The organism is Pseudomonas sp. PA-1-6B, assembly GCF_021609545.1.
Classification (GTDB): Bacteria; Pseudomonadota; Gammaproteobacteria; order Pseudomonadales; family Pseudomonadaceae; genus Aquipseudomonas; species Aquipseudomonas fluorescens_BV.
The window spans coordinates 23,490-40,961 of sequence record NZ_WJZM01000051.1; the positions used below are offsets into that span (position 1 = coordinate 23,490).

Below are 17,472 nucleotides of genomic sequence, written 5' to 3' on the forward strand. Positions count from 1 at the left end.
AGACCAGTCACACTCTTTCTGGCTGACTCACCGCATTCGCGAGCAAGCCTGGTCCCACTTTTGCATTCTGTGCACTGCACATCAAAAGCCTTGATAAAAGCACGCAGCCGCTCAGCTATACTCCCCTCCATTTGAATGGCCCTGCGAGGAATTACTGTGAAGAATTGGACCCTGCGCCAAAGGATTTTGGCGAGCTTTGCGGTAATTATCGCGATCATGCTGCTGATGGTCGTGGTCTCGTATTCGCGCCTGCTGAAAATCGAAATCAGCGAAAACTCAGTGCGGGACGATGCGGTGCCCGGGGTGTTTTTCAGCTCGATGATTCGCAGCGCCTGGGTCGACAGCTACCTGCAAACCCAGGAGTTGGTGGGGATCCACGAGAACCAGGGCATTTCCGAAGAGGATAAGCAGGACTACAAGTCTTTTGAGGTTCGGCTTGAGCAACACATGGCCAGCTACGCGGGGACGATCAATATCACCCAGGATCGTACCCAGTACGATGCCTTCGAAAAACTGCACCAGAACTACAATCAGATTCTCGCCCAAGTCCTGGCAGCCCATCAGAGCAATAACGCGGCCGAAGCGCTGAGGTTGTTCAACGAGCAACTGACCCCCGCCTGGACAGCAGGCCGCATGAAACTCAATGAAATTATCAACGAGAATAAACAGGTCGCCGACAATGCCACTGCGGCCATTGATGATGCGGTAGCGGCCGCGAAGATCAGCATGGGCGTCTCGCTGTTGCTGGCGATTCTCGCCGCCGCGCTGTGTGGCTTGTTGCTGATGCGCGCGATCATGGCGCCGATGCAGCGCATCGTTCAAATCCTCGAAGTCATGCGCACCGGCGACCTGAGCAAGCGCCTGAATCTGGAGCGCAAGGACGAATTCAACGCGGTTGAAACCGGCTTCAACGACATGATGACCGAGCTGACTGCCCTGGTGTCCCAGGCGCAGCGTTCATCGGTACAGGTCACTACCTCGGTCACCGAAATTGCCGCGACCTCCAAGCAGCAACAAGCGACCGCTACCGAGACGGCGGCCACGACCACCGAAATCGGCGCCACTTCCCGCGAAATTGCCGCCACGTCCAAGGACTTGGTCCGCACCATGACCGAAGTCTCCACCGCCGCCGACCAGGCCTCGGTGGCTGCCGGTTCCGGCCAGCAGGGCCTGGCCCGCATGGAAGAAACCATGCACTCGGTGATGGGCGCTGCCGACCTGGTCAACGCCAAGCTGGCGATCCTCAATGAGAAGGCCGGCAACATCAACCAGGTGGTAGTCACCATCGTCAAGGTGGCCGACCAGACCAACCTGTTGTCCCTCAATGCTGCGATCGAGGCTGAGAAAGCCGGTGAGTACGGGCGCGGCTTTGCCGTGGTTGCCACCGAAGTGCGCCGCCTGGCCGACCAGACCGCTGTGGCGACCTACGACATCGAGCAGATGGTGCGTGAGATCCAGTCGGCGGTGTCGGCGGGGGTGATGGGCATGGACAAGTTCTCCGAGGAGGTGCGCCGCGGCATGTCTGAGGTGCAGCAAGTGGGCGAGCAACTGTCGCAGATCATCCATCAGGTACAGGCCCTGGCGCCGCGGGTGTTGATGGTCAACGAAGGCATGCAGGCCCAGGCCACCGGTGCCGAGCAGATCAACCACGCGCTGGTGCAATTGGGCGATGCCAGCAGCCAGACCGTCGAATCCCTGCGCCAGGCCAGCTTTGCCATTGATGAACTGAGCCAGGTTGCGGTCGGTCTGCGCAGCGGCGTCTCGCGTTTCAAAGTCTGATGAGCGAGCTCGCGGCTAAACGCGGTGCCGTCCCGGCAGCGAAAAAGGTGTTGTTCCTGGTGTTTCGCATCGGCAACGAACGCTTTGCCCTCAAGGCTACGGAAGTGGCCGAGGTGCTGCCGCGCCTGGCGCTCAAACCTATCGCCCAAGCGCCCTTGTGGGTGGCGGGTATCTTCGCCCATCGTGGGGTGCTGGTGCCGGTCATCGACTTGAGCGCCCTGACGTTCGGCACTTCGGCTCAGGCGCGTACCAGCACGCGCCTGGTGCTGGTCAATTACCAGCCGCAGCCCTGGAGTGAGGCGCGTTGGCTGGGGCTGATTTTGGAACAGGCCACCGACACCCTGCGTTGCGACCCCGCCGAATTCCAGCCCTATGGCCTGGACAACCGGCAGGCGCCGTACCTGGGGCCGGTGCGTGAAGATGCCCAGGGCTTGATGCAGTGGATTGGCGTTGCGGATCTGTTGACCGCGCCAGTGCGCGCCTTGCTGTTTTCCGCCGAGTTGAGCCTATGAGCAATGACCCGCGGTTTTTCGCGTTTTTGAAAGAACGCATCGGCCTGGACGTCGCTTCTGTGGGCGAGGCGATTATCGAACGCGCGGTGCGCCAGCGCTGCCAGTCGTCCCAGTCGCTTTCGGCGGAGGCTTACTGGCAACACCTGCAAACCTCCGATGACGAGCAGCAGGCGCTGATCGAAGCGGTGATCGTCCCCGAGACCTGGTTTTTCCGCTATCCCGAATCCTTTGCAACCCTGGCCCGCCTGGCTCAGGTGCGCCTGGCCGAGATCAATCAGCTGCGCGCCCTGCGTATTCTCAGCCTGCCGTGTTCGACGGGCGAAGAACCCTATTCGATTGCCATGGCCTTGCTCGATGCGGGCCTGGCGCCCCACCAGTTCAAAGTGCAAGGCATGGATGTCAGCCCGCTGTCGGTGGAGCGCGCGCGACGGGGCGTGTACGGCAAGAACTCGTTTCGCGGCGCCGACCTTGAGTTTCGTGACCGCCACTTCACTGAAGACGCAGGTAATTACCGCATCGCCGACCGGGTGCGCGAACAAGTGCGCCTGCAAGTCGGCAACTTGCTGGACCCGGCACTGCTGGCGAATGAGCCAACCTACGATTTTGTGTTCTGCCGCAACCTGCTGATCTACTTCGACCAGCCGACCCAGAAACAGGTCTTTGATGTGCTCAAGGCATTGACTCACGTAGACGGTGTGCTGTTTATCGGCCCGGCCGAGGGCAGCCTGCTGGGGCGTCACGGCATGCGCTCCATCGGTGTGCCGCAGTCCTTTGCCTTCAGTCGGCATGTAGAACCGGCCCCGCCGGTTGCACCTGTGGTCAAACCGACGCCCGCGCCGCTACCGCAGCGCAGGGCGGCGCCGATACCGCTCAAGCCGCGGCCGTTCAGTACGGTCAGCCCCAACGTGCCACCGGTCAAAGTGGTGACTACCGATGCCGGGGATTTGCTCAGCCAGATCGCAACCCTGGCCAACGAGGGCAAAAGTGCCGAGGCCCGAGCGGCCTGCGAACGGTATTTGAGCAGTCACCCGCCGGCCGCCCAGGTGTTTTACTGGTTGGGGCTGCTCAGCGATGTGGCTGGCAGTGCCCTGGAGGCACAGGGGTATTACCGAAAAGCCCTGTATCTGGAACCGCAGCATCCCCAGGCCCTGATGCACCTGGCCGCGTTGCTCGAGTCCCAGGGTGACAGTGCCGGCGCGCGTCGTCTTCAGGCACGCGCCGCCCGTAGCGAGCGAGCTGACAGTGAGTCCAAACGATGAGTAGCCCTGACGCGCTCGACACCGCAGGCCTGGACCTGACGCTGACCGATACCCAAGCCATTGACGACTGTTGGAACCGCATCGGTATTCATGGCGACAAGTCCTGCCCGTTGTTGGCCGAGCATATCCACTGCCGCAATTGCTCGGTGTATTCCGCCGCCGCCACACGCCTGCTCGACCGCTACGCACTGCAACAGGACGACCATCACGCGCAGGCAACTGCCGAAGCGGATAACGAGGTGGTCACCCGATCGCTGTTGATGTTCCGCCTCGGCGAAGAATGGCTCGGTATCGCCACCCGTTGCCTGGTGGAAGTGGCGCCGTTGCAGCCGATCCACTCGCTGCCGCACCAGCGCTCCCGAGCGCTGCTGGGCGTGGCCAACGTACGCGGGGCGCTGGTGGCGTGCCTGTCACTGGTGGAACTGTTGGGCCTGGACAGCACCAGTGCCAGCGCCAGCGGCGGGCGGATCATGCCGCGCATGCTGATCATCGCTGCCCAGGACGGCCCGGTCGTGGTGCCGGTGGATGAAGTAGACGGCATCCATGCCATCGATGAGCGCACCTTGAAGGCCGCATCGGTGTCCGGCACCCAGGCCAGCGCACGCTACACCCAAGGCGTGTTGCAGTGGAAAGGCCGCAGCCTGCGTTGGCTGGACGAAGCGCAATTGTTGTCCGCCGTGACCCGGAGCCTCGCATGACCCCCGACCAGATGCGCGATGCCTCGCTGTTGGAACTGTTCAGCCTGGAGGCTGATGCGCAGACTCAAGTGTTGAGCGCGGGCCTGCTGGCGCTGGAGCGCAACCCGACCCAGGCCGACCAGCTCGAAGCCTGCATGCGCGCCGCGCATTCACTTAAAGGGGCGGCGCGGATTGTCGGTGTGGATGCCGGCGTCAGCGTGGCCCACGTCATGGAAGATTGCCTGGTCAGCGCCCAGGAAGGCCGTCTGTATCTGCAACCTGAACATATCGACGCGTTGCTGCAAGGTACTGATCTGCTGATGCGTATCGCCACCCCGGGCAACGATGTGGGGCCGGCGGATATCGAGGCGTACGTAGCGCTGATGGAGCGCTTGCTCGATCCCTCGCAGCCGATTGCCACGCCCGTGCCAAAACCCGAGCCCATCCCCGCGCCGCGGGTTGACGCATTGCTGCTGGAGCCCGAGCTGGAGCCCGCGCCACCGCTCGGCAGTGAAGCGCCGCGCCAGAACAAACGCATGACCGAAGGCGGCGAGCGTGTGCTGCGGGTGACGGCTGAGCGCTTGAACAGTCTGTTGGACTTGTCCAGCAAATCCCTGGTGGAAACCCAGCGGCTCAAGCCGTACCTGGCCAGCCTGCAACGCCTCAAGCGCATTCAAAGTAACAGCTTGCGTGCGCTGGATGCCCTGGACGGCCAGCTCAAGTCGCTGGATCTGAACCTGGAAGCCCAGGAGGCCCTGGCCGATACCCGTCGCCTGCTGAGTGAAGCCCAGGCCCTGCTGGCGGAAAAAAACGCCGAGCTGGATGAGTTCGGCTGGCAGGCCGGCCAGCGCGCCCAGGTGCTCTACGACACCGCATTGGCCTGCCGCATGCGGCCGTTTGCCGATGTGCTGGCCGGGCAGGTGCGCATGGTGCGTGACTTAGGTCGCAGCCTGGGCAAGCAAGTGCGCCTGGAGATTGATGGCGAAAAGACCCAGGTCGACCGGGACGTGCTGGAAAAACTCGAAGCGCCGCTCACCCATCTATTACGCAATGCGGTCGATCACGGCATCGAAACCCCTGAGCAACGCGTGCTGGCGGGCAAGCCGGCGGAAGGCTTGATTCGCCTGCGTGCGTCCCATCAGGCCGGGTTGTTGGTGCTGGAATTGAGCGATGACGGCAACGGTGTCGACCTCGAGCGCCTGCGCGGCACCATCGTCGACCGCCATCTGTCGCCGGTTGAAACGGCCCTGCGTCTGAGTGAAGAAGAACTGCTCACGTTCCTCTTCTTGCCAGGGTTCAGCCTGCGCGACAAAGTCACCGAAGTGTCCGGGCGCGGGGTCGGCCTGGACGCGGTGCAACATATGGTTCGTCAGCTGCGCGGCGCGGTGGTGCTGGAGCAGACGGCAGGGCAGGGCAGCCGCTTCCATCTTGAGGTGCCGTTGACCCTGTCGGTGGTGCGCAGCCTGGTGGTGGAAGTCGGCGAAGAAGCCTATGCCTTTCCCCTGGCGCATATCGAACGCATGTGCGACCTGGCGCCCGACGACATCGTGCAGTTGGAAGGCCGCCAGCACTTCTGGCATGAGGGCCGGCACGTCGGCCTGGTTGCCGCCAGCCAGTTGCTGCAACGCCCGCCGGGGCAGGCCCCGTCAGATACCTTAAAGGTGGTGGTGATCCGCGAACGCGATGCCGTATACGGGATTGCCGTGGAGCGCTTTATCGGCGAGCGCACCCTGGTGGTGTTGCCGCTGGATGATCGCCTGGGCAAAGTCCAGGACATTTCCGCCGGGGCCTTGCTCGATGACGGCTCGGTGGTGTTGATCGTCGATGTCGAAGACATGCTGCGTTCGGTGGATAAATTGCTCAACACCGGTCGCCTGGAGCGCATTGCCCGGCGCAGCCAGCAGGCCACCGAAGCGCCGCGCAAGCGTGTGCTGGTGGTGGACGACTCACTGACGGTGCGCGAGCTGCAACGCAAATTATTACTCAATCGTGGTTATGAAGTCGCTGTTGCGGTCGATGGCATGGATGGCTGGAACGCATTGCGCTCCGAGGACTTCGACCTGCTTATCACGGATATTGATATGCCTCGCATGGACGGTATTGAATTGGTCACACTTTTGCGCCGTGACAGTCGCCTGCAATCGTTGCCGGTGATGGTGGTTTCCTACAAGGATCGTGAAGAAGACCGCCGCCGTGGCCTCGACGCCGGGGCCGACTATTATCTAGCCAAAGCCAGTTTCCATGACGACGCCTTGCTCGACGCCGTGGTTGAACTGATTGGAGGCGCCCGGGCATGAGAATTGCGATCGTCAATGACATGCCCCTGGCGGTGGAGGCCTTGCGCCGCGCCCTGAGTTACGAGCCCGCCCACGAGGTGGTATGGGTGGCCAGCAATGGCCTGGAAGCGGTACAGCGTTGCGCCGAGCTGACCCCGGACCTGATCCTGATGGACCTGATCATGCCGGTGATGGACGGCGTGGAGGCTACCCGGCAGATAATGGCCGACACGCCTTGCCCGATTGTGATCGTCACTGTCGACCGCCAGGCCAACGTCAGCCGCGTATTCGAAGCCATGGGCCACGGCGCCCTGGATGTGGTGGACACCCCGGCACTGGGCGTTGGCAATCCCAAGGATGCGGCGGCGCCCCTGCTGCGCAAGATCCTCAATATTGGTTGGCTGATCGGCCAGCGCGGCACGCGGGTGCGTGCCGAAACCCCGCCGCAGCGGGTCACCGGCAAGCGTCAACGGCTGGTGGCCATTGGTTCTTCGGCTGGTGGGCCGGCGGCACTGGAAGTTCTGCTCAAGGGTTTGCCCCGGGATTTTCCCGCCGCCATCGTGCTGGTACAGCATGTGGACCAGGTCTTCGCCGCCGGCATGGCCGAGTGGCTGAGCAGCGCTTCCGGCCTGCCGGTGCGCCTGGCCTGTGAGGGCGAGCCGCCTCAACCCGGCGTGGTATTGCTGGCCGGCACCAACCACCATATTCGCTTGTTGAAAAATGGCACGCTAGCCTATACCGCAGAGCCGGTGAACGAGATTTACCGGCCCTCCATCGACGTGTTTTTCGAAAGCGTCGCCAGCTACTGGAACGGTGACGCCGTTGGCGTCTTGCTCACCGGCATGGGGCGCGACGGCGCCCAGGGCCTCAAGCTGATGCGTGAACAAGGATATTTGACCATCGCCCAGGACCAACAGAGCTCGGCGGTGTATGGCATGCCCAAAGCGGCGGCGGCGATTGATGCTGCTGTTGAAATTCGCCCACTGGATAGAATTGCGCCCCGATTGCTGGAGGTCTTTGCAAAATGAACAAAAATCTCCCGCCGTGCTGGCTTGCAGGTAGTAATTCAGGTGATTGCACATGAATGATTTACAGCTCGACGACTTCAAGACCGACGAAAACGCCGCCATGGTGCTGCTGGTCGACGACCAGGCCATGATCGGTGAAGCCGTGCGGCGTGGCCTGGCCCATGAAGAGAACATCGACTTCCACTTTTGCGCCGACCCGCATCAGGCGATCGCCCAGGCGATCCGCATCAAGCCCACGGTGATCCTGCAAGACCTGGTGATGCCGGGTCTGGACGGCCTGACCCTGGTGCGCGAGTACCGCAATCACCCGGCCACCGCGAATATCCCGATCATCGTGCTGTCCACCAAAGAGGACCCACTGATCAAAAGCGCGGCCTTTGCGGCCGGGGCCAATGATTACCTGGTCAAGCTGCCGGACAACATCGAACTGGTGGCGCGCATCCGCTATCACTCGCGCTCCTACATGACCCTGTTGCAGCGCGACGCGGCCTACCGCGCGTTGCGGGTCAGCCAGCAACAGTTGCTGGACACCAACCTGGTGCTGCAGCGCCTGATGAACTCCGATGGCCTGACCGGGCTGTCCAACCGCCGTCACTTCGACGAATACCTGGAGCTGGAATGGCGCCGCGCCATGCGCGACCAGACCCAACTCTCGTTGCTGATGATCGATGTGGACTTCTTCAAGACCTACAACGACAGCTTCGGCCATGTCGAGGGCGACGAAGCCTTGCGCAAAGTCGCCGCCACCATTCGCGATGCCAGCAGCCGCCCTTCGGACTTGCCGGCGCGCTACGGTGGCGAAGAGTTCGCACTGGTCCTGCCCAACACCTCGCCGGGCGGCGCACGCCTGGTCGCGGAAAAACTGCGCATGGCGGTGGCGGCGTTGAAAATCCCGCACATCGCCCCGGCTGAAGGTGCCAGCCTGACCATCAGTATTGGGCTGTCGACGTTGACGCCGGCTCAGGGTACGGACTGTCGGCAGTTGATCATGGCGGCGGACAAGGGGTTGTACACGGCCAAGAACAATGGGCGTAATCAGGTTGGTATCGAGTAATTAGAGGCCAATTCCAATGTGCGAGGGGGACTTCCCCCTTGCACTCCTGAGTTTCGTACTCATCCGAATATGATTACATATGAAAGTTTTTGAGCTAAGAAGTCTGCCATCGTTGTGGAAACGATGGCAGGTGATAGGGCGGCGTTATTCTATTCTGAATCCAGGCTTGCCATTATTCGCGCGCCACTCTTTGACCTCTTTTACAATGCCTTCTGGACTGTCTTCTCTACCCTTTCTTGGATAATAGACGAGGTCTGACCCATCAGGATGCTCCGTAAGTCGCTTGAATGCTAATAGCATTTCGTCATCTTCTTCCTCAGAGCGAGCACTCGCATCACAAAGAGAAATTACAAATTTTAAAAATTCGCTTTCTGTGTACTCGGAAATTGAGGTTTTCATCTTAATTGCCTTTGCCGTGAATACGCTTGTGAAGTTTTGGAACATCGCCCCGGCTGAAGATGCCAGCCTGACCATCAGTATTGGGCTGTCGACGTTGACGCCGGTTCAGGGTACGGACTGCTGGCACTTGATCATGGAGGCGGACAAGGGCCTGTATACCGCCAAGCATAATGGGCGCAATCTGGTGGGTATCGAGTAATCTGAGATCGCAGCAAGTCCACATGGGGTAGAGGGGGCTTTCTCACATTGGATGTGCGTGTTCCTTGAACTGCCGTTGGATTAAAAAACTGCCATCGATGTCGAGTCGATGGCAGAAATTTGTAGAAGAATATTATTCTGCTTTAAATCCGGGCTTACCATTAGCAGCGCGCCAATCTTTAACTTCTTTTACTACAAATTCAGGTCCATCTTTTTCAGGCTCCGGATAAAATATTAGATCTGAACCAGAAGGGTGTTCCGTTAACGCTTCAAATTTTAAAATTGCATCGGTGTGCTCTTTTTCTGTGGCGTAGTCGTCGTTATAGATTTTTACAACCAAGTTTAAAAACTCACGCTCCGTCATCTCGCTCATTAATGTGCCCATTTTTAGGAACCTCTGTGAATGTCGATATGCTTTTTTGGCGTTAGAATCACGATATTGTCGATGCCGTATACTTCACCGTCAGTAGACACATATTTTTTATGATGAAGCTCAAACCGTATCCGTTTACCCACTGCTTCACTTTTTTTAACAATCGGCGAACGTCCATTTTTCATGGTGGCTAACTCACTAGGTGCAAAATGCTGAGCCAACTCTGAATCTGTAGACACTGCTTTCCAGAAAGCCTCACGAAATGCCTTGAAATTTTTAAACTGCTGGCCTCTCAACTGATCAGCGATTTGCGATGGAATGGGGGCGCCGTCGTCTGTGGTCGCTGCTCCAAGCCAGTTGCCAAACACAGGTTGGCCCATCCCGGTAGCAACTCCCGGATCCTCCCGCCTATCCCTGAACATCACATAGATAGGAGGCAACCCGGAATCTATAGGGAATACGGTTATAAAGTCATCAAAACGTGACTCACGGACTCCTGGAAACGAATCAACTCTGCCAGCAACCGGCGTCACCGTAGCTCCAACGTAAACAGGCGGTTCAGGCTGGTCAACGGGCAGAGTTGTTGAGCTATCCCCGGGGGCAACGATAGGTGTCCAGACCAACGTCCTGGGTGGGACGTCACTTGTCGTGACGGTGTACACCTTCCGCGCTGGATCGTAGGTCGCGGCAACCACCTTGACCTTGGAAGGCACGCTTGTACCGTCGGCAATGACCACAAACACTTCGGAGCGTCCATCCTCCGCCGTCTTTGAACTCATTCGCACTGGCAGGTCGATTGTGCCATTGAGTGCGGTGGTGAGCGTTGACTCGTTGACATCTGGCAAAAACGTTGAAACCGGGGTACCGAGTGCGTAACGCTCCGCCAGTTCTCCGTTTGCAAGCTTGGGTGAATAGACCAGAGCTGAAACACCGACAAGTAAGCCGCCTGCCGTGCTTGCGACCAACTCCGTCAATGCGGCCACTGCTGACCGAATGGCAGCTTGCAGCGTGATGGTAATCCCTTCTGCTGTAACGATAGTCCCGACTGAGGTCATGACTATCGCTTGAGTCGCAGCAGCAGTGCCCGACAGTCGATAGGTATTGGCTACTCGTACCGCGTCAATACGCGCCTGGGCCGTTGCTATCTGCTGCGCACGTTCCGCGAGGTCGCTGATTGCATTGGAGGCGTTGGCAAGAAACCGCGCGGACTCTGACTTCAGCACAAAATCATGGTGGCTGAGCCATCTCACCCCAAGCGCGGTGTTCTGCTGCAGATAAATAAGCTGTTTGAGTCCCTCAAGCTCGGGTTTGCTGAGTGGCGGTGTAACCTGTGGGTTGGCTGCGGGATAGTAAATCATTAACCCGTTACGGTTTATGGCTAACGGTGGGTCAATAGGTTTGATCGCAGCCATCGTTTCTTCGATCATTTTGGCCAGCGTGTTTTTGTAAAGCATGAGGGTCTGGTCGGGTGTCAATCCAACGACCGAACCGGCAAGAGAGGCGAGTTCCACCTGCAGGTATTCCGGCAGCACCTGCACTTGAATTTCCAACTCATCTGCAATGACCTTCAGATACTCATTGTGTAAATTTGCCCAGCCAGGATCCTGTTCGGCTAAATTGGCCTCCAGCGTTTGCCGGGCCTTTGCCAACCCTGAAAGTTTTTTAGTCAGAATGTCTATGGAGAGCGAGAGAGCCTTGAGTTCTTGTGCGGCCCTCCAGACGTTGTCGTAAAGTGTGTAGGCATCGCCCAGATTTTTTATCGGGTCAGAAGAGGCAAGTGTTTCACGTAGCTTTGTATAAGTTAAGTTTTCCATCAGGTAAAAAGGGCTTTGATCATAGAGCCCATAGATGAGTGGCGCAGTGCTGGCGTATTTGGATTTTTTCGCGTCGATGATTTCAAATGCGATTTTTTGATCGAGAATGGCTGAGGCTGTCTCTGTGAGTGCCTGTGAAGCTTTCGCGGCTTGCTGTTTCTCTGCGAGTTCGCGTTCAGTGTCAGTAGTGAGGGTTGCGAACCGTGCGCTGTACTCCGCGTCAATCAAGGATTGATTGTACTTTTGCTCTCCAATGAAATCGGCGGTGGTGCTAGGGAAGTCAAACTGCTTGAAGCGGCTACGGTCTCCTTCACCCCGACGTGGCCCTTCTTGAAGGCCCCAGCCATCTCCACTTCCTACGTAGCCTCCGCCTTCACCACCCCAATAAGTGTTTCGTCTCCCTGCGGTAATTATCGTCGGCTTGAGTTCTAAAGGTTGTCCTGGCTGCCACCCTTGTTGTGCCATAGGGCCTCTCCATTTTTATGAGAGTGATCGTTAGAGTTTGTGCGTCCTGAAGAAAAAAACTCAGGCGCTTTGATCAAACTTATTTGAGAGGGAAGAAAGAAAAAACTGATGGCGTTTTGATTTAATTTTATGCGCGTAGGAGACTCTGTAAGACGGTTCTGAAACTGATGTATTTATATTCTTGTATGTTTATCACTTGAGTCTTGGGATGATTTGGCTAGAAACCTAATTGGTTGTTTTTATTGGAGTGGGTTGGTTTGTGGTCTTTTAGGCAGGCTCTGATTTGGATTTTCAAATTATTTGTATAAACAGATGAACGGTCTGGTTTTAGCGAGTAGTAGGTCGGGTTTTCTAACGCGCGGCATCGTCAATCTATAGGAAATGCTCTGATGGTCGCGTATCCGTCACCGAAGCAAGCGTGACGAGAGGCAAGCGCTGTCTTGGCAGAATCGACCAAGCGGGCTGCCGTTTCCAGCCGTTTGCCGTTATACTCGCCGGCTTTCAAAAGTTCGCCAACGAGTGCTGCCCGCCATGGAAATCAACCCGATCCTTAACACCATCAAGGACCTGTCCGAGCGCTCCGAAACTATTCGGGGGTATCTTTGACTACGATCAAAAGCATGAGCGTCTGACCGAGGTCAATCGCGAGCTTGAAGATCCGAGTGTCTGGAACAAACCTGAATACGCCCAGGAACTGGGGCGCGAGCGCGCTGCGCTGGCACAGATTGTCGATACCCTCGACGAACTGAACACCGGCCTGGGTGATTGCCGCGACCTGCTGGACATGGCCGTCGAAGAAAACGACGAAGGCGCAGTGGGCGATGTTGTCGCCGAGCTGGCCCGTCTCGAGGAAAACCTCGCCAAGCTTGAATTCCGCCGCATGTTCAGCCACGAAATGGACCCGAACAACGCCTACCTGGATATCCAGGCCGGTTCCGGTGGCACCGAAGCCCAGGACTGGGCCAACATCCTGCTGCGCATGTACCTGCGCTGGGCCGACAAGCGCGGTTTCGACGCGACCATCATGGAACTGTCCGCCGGTGAAGTGGCCGGTATCAAGGGTGCGACCGTACACATCAAGGGCGAATACGCCTTTGGCTGGCTGCGCACCGAGATCGGCGTGCACCGCCTGGTGCGCAAGAGCCCGTTCGACTCCGGCAACCGTCGCCACACCTCATTCTCTGCGGTGTTCGTCTCGCCAGAGATCGACGACAAAGTGGAAATCGAGATCAACCCGGCCGACCTGCGGATCGACACCTACCGTTCCTCCGGCGCCGGTGGTCAGCACGTAAACACCACTGACTCGGCCGTACGTATCACCCACGTACCGACCAACACCGTGGTCAGCTGCCAGAACGAACGTTCCCAGCACGCCAACAAGGACACCGCCATGAAAATGCTGCGGGCCAAGTTGTACGAGCAGGAAATGCAGAAGCGCAACGCCGCTTCCCAGGCGCTGGAAGACACCAAGTCGGATATCGGCTGGGGCCACCAGATCCGTTCGTACGTGCTCGATGCCTCGCGGATCAAGGATCTGCGCACTAACATCGAACGCAGCGACTGCGACAAGGTACTCGACGGCGATATCGACGAATACCTGGAAGCCAGCCTGAAATCCGGCCTCTAATACCCTCTGTGGGAGCGGGCTTGCCCGCGATCCCCCGCCGAAGGCTGGGGGCAACGAACCTGATGGAATATTTAAAGACATGAGCGACCAACAACTCGACCCGCAAGCCCTGCAACAGGAAGAAAACTCCCTGATCGCCCTGCGCAAGGAAAAGCTTGCTGCCGAGCGCGCCAAGGGTAACGCCTTCCCCAACGACTTCCGTCGCGACAACTACTGCGATGCCTTGCAGAAGCAATACGCGGACAAGACCAAGGAAGAACTGGCAGAGGCTGCGATCCCGGTCAAGGTGGCAGGTCGCATCATGCTCAACCGTGGCTCGTTCATGGTGATCCAGGACATGACCGGTCGCATCCAGGTCTACGTCAACCGCAAGACCCTGTCCGAAGAAACCCTGGCCTCGGTGAAAACCTGGGACATGGGCGACATCATCGCCGCCGAAGGCACCCTGGCCCGTTCCGGCAAGGGCGACCTGTACGTCGAGATGACCAATGTACGCCTGCTGACCAAGTCCCTGCGCCCGCTGCCAGACAAGCACCACGGCCTGACCGACACCGAACAGCGCTATCGCCAGCGCTACGTTGACCTGATCGTCAACGAAGACGTGCGCCAGACCTTCCGCGTACGCTCGCAAGTCATTGCTCACATCCGCAGCTTCCTGATGCAGCGTGACTTCCTGGAAGTGGAAACCCCGATGCTGCAGACCATCCCGGGTGGTGCCGCAGCCAAGCCGTTCGAGACCCACCACAACGCGCTGGACATGGAAATGTTCCTGCGCATTGCGCCTGAGCTGTACCTCAAGCGGCTTGTTGTTGGCGGCTTTGAAAAGGTGTTCGAGATCAACCGCAACTTCCGTAACGAAGGCGTTTCGACCCGTCATAACCCTGAATTCACCATGTTGGAGTTCTACCAGGCCTACGCCGACTACGAAGACAACATGGACCTGACCGAAGAGCTGTTCCGCGAGCTGGCACAGCTGGTGCTGGGCAGCACTGACGTGCCGTACGGCGACAAGGTGTTCCACTTCGGCGAGCCATTCGTGCGCTTGTCGGTGTTCGACTCGATCCTCAAGCACAACCCCGAGCTGACCGCTGACGACCTCAACGACATCGACAAGGCCCGTGCCATTGCCAAGAAAGCCGGCGCCAAGGTGCTGGGCTTCGAAGGCCTGGGCAAGCTGCAGGTGATGATTTTCGAAGAACTGGTGGAGCACAAGCTGGAACAGCCGCACTTCATTACTCAGTACCCGTTCGAAGTGTCGCCGCTGGCCCGTCGCAACGACGACAACCCGAACGTCACCGACCGTTTCGAGCTGTTCATCGGTGGCCGTGAAATCGCCAACGCCTATTCCGAGCTTAACGACGCGGAAGACCAGGCCGAGCGCTTCATGGCCCAGGTGGCCGACAAAGACGCCGGTGACGACGAAGCCATGCACTACGATGCCGACTTCGTTCGGGCCCTGGAGTACGGCATGCCGCCGACTGCCGGTGAAGGTATCGGCATTGACCGTCTGGTGATGTTGTTGACCAACTCGCCGTCGATCCGCGACGTGATCCTGTTCCCGCACATGCGGCCACAAGCGTAACCGTAGCGAAATCCGAAGCCGCCTTTTATAAGGCGGCTTTTTTATGTGGCCTGTTCAAGTGGTGCTCGTCAGTGATCGTTCCCACGCTCCGCGTGGGAGTGCACTCTGTGACGCTCCGCGTCACCTCTAAAGGAAGAAGTGTGGTGAACCGCATAATGGCTAAAGAAGGTGCCGCCGGCATTGCTGCTGCCGTGGCTGAAAGCGTTCAGTACCAGGGCCGCAAGGCCAGTCGGCGGGGCAGCGAGCAGCGCCGGCAAGACATTCTCGATGCGGCCATGCGTATCGTCGTGCGCGATGGCGTGCGGGCCGTACGTCATCGGGCAGTGGCGGCAGAGGCGGGGGTGCCGCTGTCGGCCACCACCTATTACTTCAAAGACATCGACGACCTGCTCACCGACACCTTCGCCCAATACGTGGAGCGCAGCGCCGCTTTCATGGGCAAGCTGTGGGTGCGCAACGAAGGCCTGTTGCGCGAGATGGTCGCCTATGGTGACGGCAGCCCGCAGTCGCGCTCGCAACTGGCCGATGATATCGCCCGCCTGACCGCCGACTATGTGCTGCGCCAACTGACCAACCGCCGCGAATACCTGATGGCCGAGCAGGCTTTTCGCCAGGAAGCCCTGCTCAACCCGCGGCTGGCCGAACTGGTACGCTCCCATCAACAGATCCTGTTGCAGGGTACCGGGCAGTTTTTCCAGGTATTGGGTTCCCGTGAGCCACAGCAGGATGCCAAGGTGTTGACGGCTATCATCAGTCGGATGGAATATCAGGGCCTGTTGGGCGGCGCAGAGCCTCTGACGGGTGACGAGATGCTTGAAATCCTCAAGCGTCACATGCACCTGGTATTGGCCTCGGCCTAGCCTTGTGCGCAATCTGCTTTGGGTGGGGGCAGGCAAGCCAGCTCCTACCTCTGATGGGCCTGCTGCTCAGATGTGAAGCCGTGCGCTAACTGCGCGTGGGCCAATAACGTTTAAAGAGGAAGCACCGGGTGGACGATTACCAGCAGACGATACGCACCTTGTCCGATCGCATTGTGCTGGCGCAAACACCGATCCGCGTCCTTGATGCGGTGAAATGGGACGAGAACATTCGTCAGGGATTTCTCAAGGCCAAGGGCAAGGCGATGCCTGCCGTAGACCGTGATTACTACCTGAACCGGCCGCTGTCGTTCGATTCCAGTGCGGTGAAGCTGGAGTTTCAGAACATCGAGCGCGACATCACCCGTCGCCTTGGACAATTCAGCCCGGTGGGGCAGATCATGCGGCGCATGTGCCGCGAATACCGCATGGTGGTGCGCATGCTTGAAGCGCGCGGCACCGAGGACTTCGGTCTGATTTCCCAAGAGCTGTACGGCGCCGCCTCCGATGCGTTCCACGCCGGCGACCCGACCCTGGCCGACCTTGGCCTGATGCTCTCCGACTACCTCAACAACATCGACGGTAGGGGTGACCTCAAGGACGAAGCCAAGACCCTCACCGCCAAAGATGCGGTCAGCCTGCTGCAAACCCGCCTGAACAAAGTGTTTGGCGAAGCGGAGGAGACCATCCGCGTATTCGAGTCCGATGGCATTGTCGCCGACGCAGCGGCGGGCGCTGACTACATCAAGATCCGCGCCGATGCGATGTTTAACGACCGCGACGTCCGCGCCCTCGAAGTGCATGAAGGGCTGGTGCATGTGGGCACCACCCTCAACGGCCAGAACCAGCCGATCTGCACGTTTCTGTCCAAGGGCCCGCCGTCGTCCACGGTCACCCAGGAAGGCCTGGCGATCCTGATGGAAATCATCACGTTTGCCTCCTACCCCAGCCGCCTGCGCAAGCTCACCAACCGGACCCGCGCCATCCATATGGTGGAGGAGGGTGCCGACTTCCTGCAGGTGTTCGAGTTCTTCCGCGAGCAAGGCTTTGAAATGGCCGAAAGCTATGGGAATGCTAGCCGGGTATTCCGTGGTTCGGTGCCCACCGGCCTGCCATTTACCAAGGATTTGTCCTACCTCAAGGGCTTTATCATGGTCTACAACTATATTCAGCTCGCCGTGCGCAAAGGCAAGCTGGAACAGGTGCCGCTGCTGTTCTGCGGCAAGACCACCCTTGAAGACATGCGTACCCTGCGCCAATTGGTCGACGAAGGCCTGGTGGTGCCGCCCAAGTACCTGCCGGAGCAGTTCCGTGACATGAACGCACTGGCGGCCTGGATGTGCTTCTCCAACTTCCTCAACCACTTGAGCCTGGACCGGATTGAAGCGGATTACTCCAATATCCTGTAACTGACGAAACCGAATCAAAAAATGTGGGAGCTGGCTTGATCTGGCCTAATGAAATTGGACACATCAATAGGGCGCTATGATGGCGCCCAAACCTGAGGTGTACAGATGATGCGAAAGTCCTATTCCAGTGAGGTCAAACTCAACGCTGCAAGCATGGTGCTTG

General features: G+C 58.8%; 14 protein-coding genes and 1 pseudogene. 12 read left to right on the forward strand and 3 right to left on the reverse strand.

What is annotated here, in order from left to right:
- The first annotated feature begins 156 nt into the window (after positions 1 to 156).
- Genes GIV35_RS21040 through GIV35_RS21070 form a run of 7 tightly spaced genes read left to right on the forward strand, consistent with a single transcriptional unit; the run spans position 157 to position 8,585 of the window.
- Positions 157 to 1,779 carry a methyl-accepting chemotaxis protein gene (locus GIV35_RS21040; RefSeq protein ID WP_105225988.1) on the forward strand — a complete coding sequence of 541 codons (1,623 nt, stop codon included), beginning with the start codon at positions 157 to 159 and terminating at the stop codon, positions 1,777 to 1,779.
- A complete protein-coding gene (locus GIV35_RS21045; RefSeq protein ID WP_127882178.1) occupies positions 1,779 to 2,291 on the forward strand; it encodes a chemotaxis protein CheW in 513 nt (170 codons plus the stop codon). The genes GIV35_RS21040 and GIV35_RS21045 overlap by 1 nt, the downstream gene beginning before the upstream one ends.
- Positions 2,288 to 3,550, forward strand: a complete 1,263-nt coding sequence (locus GIV35_RS21050; RefSeq protein WP_236264844.1) for a CheR family methyltransferase — start codon at positions 2,288 to 2,290, stop codon at positions 3,548 to 3,550. The genes GIV35_RS21045 and GIV35_RS21050 overlap by 4 nt, the downstream gene beginning before the upstream one ends.
- On the forward strand, positions 3,547 to 4,248 hold the full coding sequence (locus tag GIV35_RS21055; protein ID WP_200648466.1) for a chemotaxis protein CheW: 702 nt from the start codon (positions 3,547 to 3,549) through the stop codon (positions 4,246 to 4,248). Before GIV35_RS21050 ends, GIV35_RS21055 begins: the two co-directional genes overlap by 4 nt.
- Positions 4,245 to 6,524, forward strand: coding sequence for a hybrid sensor histidine kinase/response regulator (locus GIV35_RS21060; protein WP_236265926.1), 2,280 nt, complete (start codon positions 4,245 to 4,247; stop codon positions 6,522 to 6,524). The genes GIV35_RS21055 and GIV35_RS21060 overlap by 4 nt, the downstream gene beginning before the upstream one ends.
- On the forward strand, positions 6,521 to 7,531 hold the full coding sequence (locus GIV35_RS21065) for a chemotaxis response regulator protein-glutamate methylesterase (RefSeq protein WP_034126508.1): 1,011 nt from the start codon (positions 6,521 to 6,523) through the stop codon (positions 7,529 to 7,531). Before GIV35_RS21060 ends, GIV35_RS21065 begins: the two co-directional genes overlap by 4 nt.
- A 52-nt stretch (positions 7,532 to 7,583) precedes the next feature.
- On the forward strand, positions 7,584 to 8,585 hold the full coding sequence (locus tag GIV35_RS21070) for a response regulator (RefSeq protein ID WP_054897111.1): 1,002 nt from the start codon (positions 7,584 to 7,586) through the stop codon (positions 8,583 to 8,585).
- 144 nt (positions 8,586 to 8,729) lie between these two features.
- Here the strand turns inward: GIV35_RS21070 and GIV35_RS21075 are convergent, their stop codons facing one another.
- Positions 8,730 to 8,984, reverse strand: a complete 255-nt coding sequence (locus GIV35_RS21075; protein WP_236265594.1) for a bacteriocin immunity protein — start codon at positions 8,982 to 8,984, stop codon at positions 8,730 to 8,732.
- Between the two features lie 40 nt (positions 8,985 to 9,024).
- Between GIV35_RS21075 and GIV35_RS21080 the strand changes: the two are divergent.
- Positions 9,025 to 9,183 (forward strand): annotated as a pseudogene (locus tag GIV35_RS21080) (diguanylate cyclase domain-containing protein); the annotation flags it as partial.
- 132 nt (positions 9,184 to 9,315) lie between these two features.
- On the opposite strand, the gene GIV35_RS21085 reads toward GIV35_RS21080, so the two are convergent.
- Together GIV35_RS21085 and GIV35_RS21090 are read right to left on the reverse strand one after the other, a co-directional pair.
- Positions 9,316 to 9,567, reverse strand: a complete 252-nt coding sequence (locus GIV35_RS21085) for a bacteriocin immunity protein (protein WP_105225993.1) — start codon at positions 9,565 to 9,567, stop codon at positions 9,316 to 9,318.
- Between the two features lie 2 nt (positions 9,568 to 9,569).
- On the reverse strand, positions 9,570 to 11,834 hold the full coding sequence (locus tag GIV35_RS21090) for an S-type pyocin domain-containing protein (protein WP_236265593.1): 2,265 nt from the start codon (positions 11,832 to 11,834) through the stop codon (positions 9,570 to 9,572).
- A gap of 531 nt (positions 11,835 to 12,365) precedes the next feature.
- On the opposite strand from GIV35_RS21090, the gene prfB reads away from it, so the two are divergent.
- The 4 genes from prfB to GIV35_RS21110 all read left to right on the forward strand — a co-directional run bounded on the left by prfB (position 12,366) and on the right by GIV35_RS21110 (position 17,309).
- A protein-coding gene (prfB, locus tag GIV35_RS21095; protein WP_096001736.1) for a peptide chain release factor 2 occupies positions 12,366 to 13,461 on the forward strand; the annotation gives its coding sequence in 2 pieces (ribosomal slippage) (positions 12,366 to 12,437 and positions 12,439 to 13,461; 1,095 coding nt in all).
- A 79-nt stretch (positions 13,462 to 13,540) separates the two neighbouring features.
- Positions 13,541 to 15,043: a lysine--tRNA ligase gene (gene lysS, locus GIV35_RS21100; protein WP_236265592.1), complete on the forward strand. Its 1,503-nt coding sequence runs from the start codon at positions 13,541 to 13,543 to the stop codon at positions 15,041 to 15,043.
- Positions 15,044 to 15,186: 143 nt separating this feature from the next.
- Positions 15,187 to 15,903, forward strand: coding sequence for a TetR/AcrR family transcriptional regulator (locus GIV35_RS21105; RefSeq protein ID WP_105225995.1), 717 nt, complete (start codon positions 15,187 to 15,189; stop codon positions 15,901 to 15,903).
- Positions 15,904 to 16,031: 128 nt separating this feature from the next.
- The gene (locus GIV35_RS21110; RefSeq protein WP_014717201.1) at positions 16,032 to 17,309 is read left to right on the forward strand and encodes a flavohemoglobin expression-modulating QEGLA motif protein; all 1,278 of its coding nucleotides are present in this window, start codon (positions 16,032 to 16,034) and stop codon (positions 17,307 to 17,309) included.
- The last annotated feature ends 163 nt before the right edge of the window (positions 17,310 to 17,472 follow it).

Excerpts from the sequence above, each read along its gene's own strand:
- lysS (WP_236265592.1), top strand. The coding sequence starts at position 13,541 with ATGAGCGACCAACAACTCGACCCGCAAGCCCTGCAACAGGAAGAAAAC.
- GIV35_RS21075 (WP_236265594.1), bottom strand. The coding sequence starts at position 8,984 with ATGAAAACCTCAATTTCCGAGTACACAGAAAGCGAATTTTTAAAATTT.
- GIV35_RS21050 (WP_236264844.1), top strand. The coding sequence starts at position 2,288 with ATGAGCAATGACCCGCGGTTTTTCGCGTTTTTGAAAGAACGCATCGGC.
- GIV35_RS21045 (WP_127882178.1), top strand. The coding sequence starts at position 1,779 with ATGAGCGAGCTCGCGGCTAAACGCGGTGCCGTCCCGGCAGCGAAAAAG.
- GIV35_RS21070 (WP_054897111.1), top strand. The coding sequence starts at position 7,584 with ATGAATGATTTACAGCTCGACGACTTCAAGACCGACGAAAACGCCGCC.
- GIV35_RS21090 (WP_236265593.1), bottom strand. The coding sequence starts at position 11,834 with ATGGCACAACAAGGGTGGCAGCCAGGACAACCTTTAGAACTCAAGCCG.
- GIV35_RS21065 (WP_034126508.1), top strand. The coding sequence starts at position 6,521 with ATGAGAATTGCGATCGTCAATGACATGCCCCTGGCGGTGGAGGCCTTG.
- GIV35_RS21055 (WP_200648466.1), top strand. The coding sequence starts at position 3,547 with ATGAGTAGCCCTGACGCGCTCGACACCGCAGGCCTGGACCTGACGCTG.
- GIV35_RS21085 (WP_105225993.1), bottom strand. The coding sequence starts at position 9,567 with ATGGGCACATTAATGAGCGAGATGACGGAGCGTGAGTTTTTAAACTTG.
- GIV35_RS21060 (WP_236265926.1), top strand. The coding sequence starts at position 4,245 with ATGACCCCCGACCAGATGCGCGATGCCTCGCTGTTGGAACTGTTCAGC.